The sequence below is a fragment of the Nocardiopsis trehalosi NBRC 14201 genome (assembly GCF_001552555.1).
Lineage (GTDB): Bacteria > Actinomycetota > Actinomycetes > Streptosporangiales > Streptosporangiaceae > Nocardiopsis_B > Nocardiopsis_B trehalosi.
In genome coordinates this window covers 1-8,295 of sequence record NZ_BCRK01000228.1, presented here as the reverse complement: position 1 = coordinate 8,295, position 8,295 = coordinate 1, and the positions used below count along the sequence as shown (strand labels likewise).

The 8,295-nt window shown below is 75.3% G+C and carries 6 protein-coding genes; 5 read left to right on the top strand and 1 reads right to left on the bottom strand.

The annotated features are described in order from the left end of the window. A partial coding sequence (locus NT8_RS25470) for an ABC-F family ATP-binding cassette domain-containing protein (protein ID WP_067974814.1) occupies positions 1–1,686 on the bottom strand: 1,686 nt, incomplete at its 3' end. Positions 1,687–1,984: 298 nt separating this feature from the next. Between NT8_RS25470 and NT8_RS25465 the strand changes: the two genes are divergently transcribed. The 5 genes from NT8_RS25465 to NT8_RS25445 all read left to right on the top strand — a co-directional run bounded on the left by NT8_RS25465 (position 1,985) and on the right by NT8_RS25445 (position 8,252). Further along, positions 1,985–2,302 (top strand): phosphatase, encoded by a 318-nt coding sequence (locus tag NT8_RS25465; RefSeq protein WP_067974813.1) that lies wholly within the window; start codon positions 1,985–1,987, stop codon positions 2,300–2,302. A gap of 92 nt (positions 2,303–2,394) precedes the next feature. Next, a complete protein-coding gene (locus NT8_RS25460; RefSeq protein WP_067974811.1) occupies positions 2,395–4,281 on the top strand; it encodes a methylmalonyl-CoA mutase family protein in 1,887 nt (628 codons plus the stop codon). Continuing rightward, on the top strand, positions 4,278–6,515 hold the full coding sequence (gene scpA / locus NT8_RS25455; protein WP_067974808.1) for a methylmalonyl-CoA mutase: 2,238 nt from the start codon (positions 4,278–4,280) through the stop codon (positions 6,513–6,515). Before NT8_RS25460 ends, scpA begins: the two co-directional genes overlap by 4 nt. 27 nt (positions 6,516–6,542) lie before the next feature. Continuing rightward, positions 6,543–7,550: a methylmalonyl Co-A mutase-associated GTPase MeaB gene (meaB, locus tag NT8_RS25450; protein WP_067974805.1), complete on the top strand. Its 1,008-nt coding sequence runs from the start codon at positions 6,543–6,545 to the stop codon at positions 7,548–7,550. Positions 7,551–7,880: 330 nt separating this feature from the next. Then, positions 7,881–8,252: an STAS domain-containing protein gene (locus NT8_RS25445; protein WP_067974802.1), complete on the top strand. Its 372-nt coding sequence runs from the start codon at positions 7,881–7,883 to the stop codon at positions 8,250–8,252. Positions 8,253–8,295: the final 43 nt, after the last annotated feature.

The following is an 8,295-nucleotide window of genomic DNA, read 5'->3' as shown; positions in this document are numbered from 1 at the left end:
GGGGGGGGGGGGGGGGGGGGGGGGGGTGTGCCAGTGGCGGGTGGTGCCGAGGGCGTGCAGGAACGGCCGGTCGTGCGAGGCGACGATGAGGGCGCCCCGGTAGGCGGCGAGCGCCTCGGTGAGCCGCGCGACGCTGTCCAGGTCGAGACTGTTGGTGGGCTCGTCCAGGAGTAGCAGGTGCGGCGGGGTGTCCGCCAGCAGGAGCCGCGCCAGGGCGACCCGGAAGCGCTCGCCGCCCGACAGCACCGACGCCGGCAGGTCCACCCGGTCGCCCCGGATGAGGAAGCGCGCCAGGCCGGCGCGCACCTCGTGCGGGGTGGCCGAGGGGGCGGCCGCCCGGACGTTGTCGAGCACGCTCGCCCGGTCGTCCAGCACGTCGAGACGTTGCGGCAGGTAGCCGATCCGGTCGGTGGACCGGATCACCTCGGCCGCGCCGTGCCCGGCCTCCTGGCCGGTGGGCCGGACCGCCTCGATCGCGCCGTGCCCGGCCTCCTGGGTGGTGGGCCGGGCAGCCTCGATCGCGCCGTGCCGGCTCAGGCCGGCGATCGCGCGCAGCAGGGTCGTCTTGCCCGACCCGTTGTCGCCCACCAGCGCGATGCGCTCCGGGCCGCGCACGGTCAGGGCGCCCCCCGGGTGGCGCAGCTCCAGCAGGACCCGGCCCGCGGGGACGGCCGTGCCCGGCACGTCGACGCGGATGCGGTCGTCGTCGCGCACCGCCGCGGCCGCCTCCGCCAGGTTCCGCCGGGCGTCGTCCAGCTTGGCCGACTGCATGATGCGGTGCTTGGCGGCCGACACCTGGGCGTCGCGCTTGCGCTGCTGCATGACGATCTTCGGCTCGCGCTTGGTGTCGTACATCTTCGAGCCGTAGCGGACCCGCCGGTCGAGCTTGATCCGCGCCTCCGCGAGCTGGCGCTTCTCGCGGCGGACGTCGGCCTCCGCCACCCGGACCATGCGGCGGGCCGCCTCCTGCTCGGCCGCGAGCTGCTCGGTGTAGGCGGTGTAGTTCCCGCCCCACACGCGCATCCCGCCGCCGCGCAGCTCGGCGATCCGGTCGACCCGGTCCAGGAGTTCGCGGTCGTGGCTGACGACCACGAGCACCCCGCGCCACGCCGCGACCGCGTCGTGGAGCACGGCGCGCGCCCGCCGGTCGAGGTTGTTCGTCGGCTCGTCGAGCAGGGTGATCGCGGGCCGGCGCACCAGCAGGCCGGCGAGCCCGGTGAGGACCGCCTCGCCGCCCGACAGCGTGCCCACGGTGCGGGCGAGCGGGTCGGGGCCGTCGAGGGCGATGCCGAACCGCTCCAGCTGGGCCAGCGCGCGCTCCTCGATGTCCCAGTCGTCGCCCACGGCGGCGAAGGCGGCCTCGCTGGTGTCGCCCGCCTCGATGGCGCGCAGGGCCGCGCGGATTGGGGCGATGCCGAGCAGCTCGGCCACGGTCCGCCCGGTGTCGAGCGTGAGGTCCTGGTCGAGCAGGCCGACGTCCCCCTCGGCGCGGACCGACCCGGAGCCCGGCGCCAGCCGGCCGGCGATGAGCTTGAGCAGGGTGGACTTGCCCGAGCCGTTGCGGCCGATCAGGCCGGTGCGGCCCCGGTCGAAGGCGGCGTCGAGCCCGTCGAAGACGACGGTGCCGTCAGGCCAGTCGAAGGCCAGATCGGAGCAGACGATGGACGGGGACGCGGAAGAGGACATGGAGCCTCCTGGGAGGAAGAGCGGGGGTGGGCAGCGGACCGGTGGCGACGCGGCTGCTGTGGCCCATGGCGATCTCCTCCTTCAGGCGGCGGTAATGCGACGAGCGTCGCGTTAGGGAGTATGGCACACCGATTCCTCTATCGCAACATACGTCGCATTAGTCGATCGACGGGCGCCTCGGGGCGGTGGCGCCCGGAAGTCCGCGACACACCGTGGGGAATTCCCGGGTTTTCACGCACTGGTGTAGCTAAATGACACTGAGTCAAGATCACCCGACTCCCGATGAGGAACGAGAACCGTGCCGATCCGTCCCGCGAACCTCGCGACCATGTCCGCCACCATCGCCGGCGCGGCGGCCGGCATGTCCGCCGGCGGCGCCGCAACGCGGCCGGTCACGGTCGTCTTCGAGTCGGGCCACCGACAGACCGTCGAAGGCGGCGGCTGCCGCGTGCTCGACTCCGACCAGGGCGGGGTCGTGGCGATCGACACCGAGGCCCCGACCAAGTACGCGCTCTTCGCCGGCACCACCTGCCAGGGGGGCCGCGCCATCGCCTCCGGCAGCGGGTCCGTCGCCTTCGGCGACCCCGTCCTGGCCGGCGCGATCGTGCTCGGCTGACACCGCCCGCCCCCGCGCCCCGCACCGGGCCAGGGGGTGAGCCGCGCCCCGAGTGAGCGCGGCCACAGGGCGGTTCTCTACCATCTCGGAATATGAACGAGGCGGAGAGCGGCGAACCCGCCCTCGGGGCGGAGTTCCCCGAGGCGACGCGGGAGCAGTGGCGCGGACTGGTGGCGAAGGTGCTGCGCAGGACCGGCGCCGAGGTCGACCCGGACGACCCCGAGCCCGAGCGGCTGCTCGCCTCCACCACCTACGACGGCGTCACCGTCGCCCCCCTCTACACGGCCGACGACGCCCCCGCCCCCGGCGGCGCCGGGTTCCCCGGGGTGGCGCCGTTCACCCGGGGCGGCACCCCGCAGGGGCCCGTACCCGCCGGGTGGGACGTCCGCCAACTGCACGCCGACCCCGACCCCGCCGCCACCCGCCGCGCCGTCCTCGCCGACCTGGAGAACGGGGTGACGTCGCTGTGGCTGGCGGTCGGCGCCGCCGGCCTGCCCGTGTCCGGCGTCGAGGAGGCGCTGACCGACGTCCACCTCGACCTCGCCCCCGTCACCCTCGACGCCGGCCCCGACCACGAGGACGCCGCCCGCGCCCTGCTGCGCGCCTGGTCCGACCGCGGCCTGCCCGACGGCGCCGTCGCCGGCAACCTCGGCATCGACCCGCTGTCCGTCGCGGCCCGCACCGGCGCCCCCGCCGACCTCGACGGCGCCGCCCGCGCCGCCGCCGCGCACGCGCGCCGCCACCCCGGCCTGCGCCTGGTCACCGTCGACGCCACCCCCTACCACGACGCGGGCGGCTCGGAGGCCCAGGAACTGGGCGCCGCCATCGCCGCCGGGGCCGCCTACCTGCGGGCGCTCACCGCCGCGGGCCTGGACCCGGCCGACGCCGCCGCCCGGCTGGAGTTCCGCTTCGCCGCCACCGCCGACCAGTTCCTGACCATCGCCAAACTGCGCGCCGCCCGCGCGATGTGGCACCGGGTCACCGAGGTCAGCGGGCTGGCGCCCGAGCACCGGGCCATGCGCCAGCACGCCGTCACCTCGGCCGCGATGGCCACCCGCCGCGACCCGCACGTCAACCTGCTGCGCGCCACCCTCGCCTGCTTCGGCGCCGGGGTGGGCGGCGCCGACGCGGTGACCGTGCGCCCGTTCGACAGCGCCCTCGGCCTGCCCGACGGCTTCGCCCGCCGCCTGGCCCGCAACACGCAGGCGCTGCTCGTGGAGGAGGCGCACCTGGCGCGGGTGGCCGACCCGGCGGGCGGCTCCTACTTCGTGGAGCGGCTCACCGAGGACCTGCGGCTGCGCGGCTGGGCGTTCCTGCAGGAGATCGAGGCCGCCGGGGGCATGGCCGCGGCGCTGGCGTCGGGCCTGGTCGCGGAGCGGGTCGAAGAGGTCTGGCAGCGGCGCCGCGACGCCCTCGCCCACCGCCGCGACCCCATCACCGGCGTCAGCGAGTTCCCCGACGACGCCGCCCCGCCCGCGCGCCGCCCCGCCCCGGGGCCGCCCGCCGCCCTGGGCCCGCACGCGCTGCCCGCGCGCCGCTACGCCCAGGACTTCGAGGCGCTGCGCGACCGCTCCGACGCCCACCTCTCCGCCACCGGCGCCCGGCCGCGGGTGCACCTGGCGACGCTGGGCCCGGTGGCGGCGCACACCGCCCGCGCGTCGTTCGCCGCCAACCTGCTGCGCGCCGGCGGCATCGAAGCCGTGGGCGGCACCGCGGCGGGCGGCCCCGACGAGGCCGCGGCCGAGTTCCGCGCCACCGGCGCCCGGATCGCCTGCCTGTGCGGCACCGACGGCGCCTACGCCGAGCACGCCGCGGCGGCGGTCGCCGCGCTGCGGGCGGCCGGCGCCGAACGCGTCCTGCTCGCCGGGCCCCCCGGCGACGGCCTCCGCGCGGCGGGTGTGGACGGGTTCTGCTTCACCGGGTGCGACGCGCTTACCCTGTTGGAAGAGCTCCACGACGCTCTGGGAGTGGCGACATGACCGAGACCGCCTCCGCCCCGGCGGTGCCCGACCTCAGCCGGATCGACCCCGGCGCCGCGGCGCCCGCCCCCGGCGCCGCCGCCGCGTGGTCGGCCGCGCTCGAACACGCCACCGGCAAGGGCCCCGACGCCCTGGTCTGGGAGACCCCCGAGGGCATCGGGGTCCGCCCCCTCTACACCGCCGCCGACCGCGACGGCCTCGACTTCCTGCGCACCTACCCGGGCATCGCGCCCTACCTGCGCGGCCCCTACCCCACCATGTACGTCAACCAGCCGTGGACCATCCGCCAGTACGCGGGGTTCTCCACGGCCGAGGAGTCCAACGCGTTCTACCGGCGCAACCTGGCCGCCGGGCAGAAGGGCCTGTCGGTGGCGTTCGACCTCGCCACCCACCGCGGCTACGACTCCGACCACCCCCGGGTGGCCGGCGACGTCGGCATGGCCGGCGTCGCCATCGACTCCATCTACGACATGCGGCGGCTGTTCGACGGCATCCCGCTCGACCGCATGTCCGTGTCGATGACCATGAACGGCGCGGTGCTGCCGGTCCTGGCGCTCTACATCGTGGCCGCCGAGGAGCAGGGGGTGGCGCCCGAGCGGTTGGCCGGGACCATCCAGAACGACATCCTCAAGGAGTTCATGGTCCGCAACACCTACATCTACCCCCCGCGCCACTCCATGCGGATCATCTCCGACATCTTCGCCTTCACCTCGGCGCGGATGCCCCGCTTCAACTCCATCTCCATCTCCGGCTACCACATGCAGGAGGCCGGGGCCACCGCCGACCTCGAACTCGCCTACACCCTGGCCGACGGGGTCGAGTACCTGCGGGCCGGCCGCGCCGCCGGGCTCGACGTCGACGCGTTCGCCCCCCGGCTGTCGTTCTTCTGGGCGATCGGCATGAACTTCTTCATGGAGGTCGCCAAGCTCCGCGCCGCCCGCCTGCTCTGGGCCAAGCTGGTCAAGGAATTCGGCCCGGGCGACCCCAAGTCGCTGTCGCTGCGCACCCACTGCCAGACCTCCGGGTGGTCGCTGACCGCCCAGGACGTGTTCAACAACGTCGTGCGCACCTGCGTCGAGGCCATGGCCGCCACCCAGGGCCACACCCAGTCGCTGCACACCAACGCGCTCGACGAGGCCCTGGCGCTGCCCACCGACTTCTCCGCGCGCATCGCCCGCAACACCCAGCTCGTGCTCCAGCAGGAGTCCGGCACCACCCGGGTCATCGATCCGTGGGGCGGCAGCCACTACGTCGAGCGCCTGACCCGGGAGCTGGCGCACCGCGCCTGGGGGCACATCCGCGAGGTCGAGGCGGCGGGCGGCATGGCGGCCGCCATCGACGCGGGCATCCCCAAGATGCGCATCGAGGAGGCCGCCGCCCGCACCCAGGCGCGCATCGACTCCGGGCGCCAGCCCGTCATCGGCGTCAACAAGTACCGGCCCGACACCCGCGACGAGATCGACGTGCTCAAGGTCGACAACACCCGGGTCCGGGCCGAGCAGGCCGAGAAGCTGCGCCGGCTGCGCGCCGAACGCGACGACGGCGCCGTGCGTGCCGCCCTCGACCGGCTCACCGCCGCCGCCGGCGCGGTCCCCGACGGCGCCACGCTGCGCGACAACCTGCTGGCGGCGGCCGTCGACGCCGCCCGCGCCAAGGCGACGGTGGGCGAGATCTCCGACGCCATGGAGAAGGTGTTCGGCCGCCACGCCGGGCAGATCCGCACCATCCAGGGCGTCTACCGCGAGGAGGCCGGCACGTCCGAGAACGCCGCGGCGGCCATGGCGGCCGTCGCCGACCGCGTCCGCGCGTTCGAGGAGCACGAGGGGCGCCGCCCTCGCATCCTCGTCGCCAAGATGGGCCAGGACGGCCACGACCGCGGGCAGAAGGTGATCGCCACCGCGTTCGCCGACCTCGGCTTCGACGTCGACGTCGGCCCGCTGTTCCAGACCCCCGGCGAGGTCGCGGCGCAGGCCGCCGAGGCCGACGTGCACATCGTCGGGGTGTCGTCGCTGGCCGCCGGCCACCTCACCCTGGTGCCCGCGCTGCGCGACGAGCTCGCCGCGCTGGGCCGCGACGACATCATGGTCGTGGTGGGCGGGGTCATCCCGCCGGCCGACTTCGACGCCCTGCACGCCGCCGGGGCGGCGGCCATCTTCCCGCCGGGCACGGTCATCGCCGAGGCCGCGCTGGGCCTGCTCGACCGCCTCGGCACCGCCCTCGGCCACCCCGCGTAGCCGCCACCGCCGCAGATCAGGACCCGGATGAGCCGCACCATCGACATCGACGCTTTGGCCGAGGGCGTCCTCGCCGGGCACCGGCCCACCCTGGCCCGCGCCATCACCCTGGTCGAGTCCCGCCGCGCCGACCACGCCGAGCTCGCCCAGCGGCTGCTGGTCCGGCTGCTGCCGCACAGCGGCGGCGCCCACCGGGTCGGTGTCACGGGGGTGCCGGGGGTGGGCAAGTCGACGTTCATCGACGCGCTCGGCACCCGGCTCACCGCCGCCGGGCACCGGGTGGCGGTGCTGGCCGTCGACCCCTCCTCCACCCGCACCGGCGGCAGCATCCTCGGCGACAAGACCCGCATGGCGCGGCTGGCGGTCGACCCGGCGGCGTTCGTCCGGCCCTCGCCCACGGCCGGCACGCTCGGCGGTGTCGCCCGCGCCACCCGCGAGACCATGGTGCTGATGGAGGCCGCCGGGTTCGACGTGGTCCTGGTCGAGACCGTCGGGGTGGGCCAGTCCGAGGTCGCCGTCGCCGAGATGGTCGACTGCTTCTGCGCCCTGGCCCTGGCCCGCACCGGCGACCAGCTCCAGGGCATCAAGAAGGGCGTGCTGGAGCTCGTCGACGTGGTCGCGGTGAACAAGGCCGACGGCCCGCACGCCGGCGACGCGCGCGCCGCCGCCCGCGAGCTGTCGCGGGCGCTGCGGCTGCTCCGCCCGGTCTCCCCGGCGTGGCGCCCCCCGGTGCTGACGTGCAGCGGGCTCACCGGCGACGGCCTCGACGATGTGTGGCGGGCGGTGCTCGACCACCGGCGGGCGCTGGAGGACGCCGGGGAGTTCGCCGAGCGCCGCAGCCGCCAGCAGGTCGACTGGATGTGGGCGCAGGTCCGCGACCGGCTGCTCGACCGGCTCACCCGGCACCCGGGGGTGCGCGAGCTCACCGCCGAGGTCGAGACCGCGGTGCGGGCCGGCGATCTCACCGCCACCCTGGGCGCCGACCGCCTCCTCGCGGCGTTCGCGGTCACCGGTGGTGACGGGGACGCGGAGTGACCCGCGGTGGCCGCCCGGTCCGCCTCCGCGCGTTCCGGCCCGGCACGGCCGCGGAATGGGCCGGACCGCAACCCCGCGCGGTCTGAAATGACGTGTGTGGGCGAAAATATCTTGCGCATCGGCATTCCCGTGCGGTGGATCGCCTAATACCGTGTGTGGTCGGAGACCTACGGGACGCGGCGGGTGGGAGCCCCCGGTGGTCCGACGCGCCGGCCGCCGCTGCCGGGCCGGTGCGAGGGAGTGCGGACGGACCACTACCGGATTCCGTCGATTTCCGTATGGTTAGCAAGGGGAACCCCTCATCAACACGTGGGGCTGGGAGGAGTGAACGTGCACAGGCTTGGGCTGAGCACCCGGGTCGAGAACCACAGCGTGATCGTGAGCGTCGAGGGCGACCTCGACATCGCGACCGCCGGCGACCTCCACGAGCATGTCCTGTCCGCTGTCGACGCACACGGACCGTGGTTGATCCTCGACCTGTCACGGCTGGAGTTCATGGACTCCAGCGGACTCAACGTCGTCATCAACGCCTACCGCACCGTCAAGGAGCACGGTGGGAGCCTGGCGCTGGCCGCGCCGAACGAGCGCGTCACCAAGGTGGTGCGGCTGGTCGGCCTGCACCGCCAGGTGCCCGTGCACGGCACGGTGGCCGCCGCCGTCAACGCCATGGAGGCGTTGGAGAGCAAGCAGCAGGCGGGCTGACCTGACCCGCCGCGCCGCGCGGGCCCGTCCACCGGGCGGGCCC

What these genes read in the sequence shown, in the direction of transcription:
- NT8_RS25460 (WP_067974811.1), top strand. Translation starts at nt 2,395, where the DNA reads ATGAACGAGGCGGAGAGCGGCGAACCCGCCCTCGGGGCGGAGTTCCCC.
- scpA (WP_067974808.1), top strand. Translation starts at nt 4,278, where the DNA reads ATGACCGAGACCGCCTCCGCCCCGGCGGTGCCCGACCTCAGCCGGATC.
- meaB (WP_067974805.1), top strand. Translation starts at nt 6,543, where the DNA reads ATGAGCCGCACCATCGACATCGACGCTTTGGCCGAGGGCGTCCTCGCC.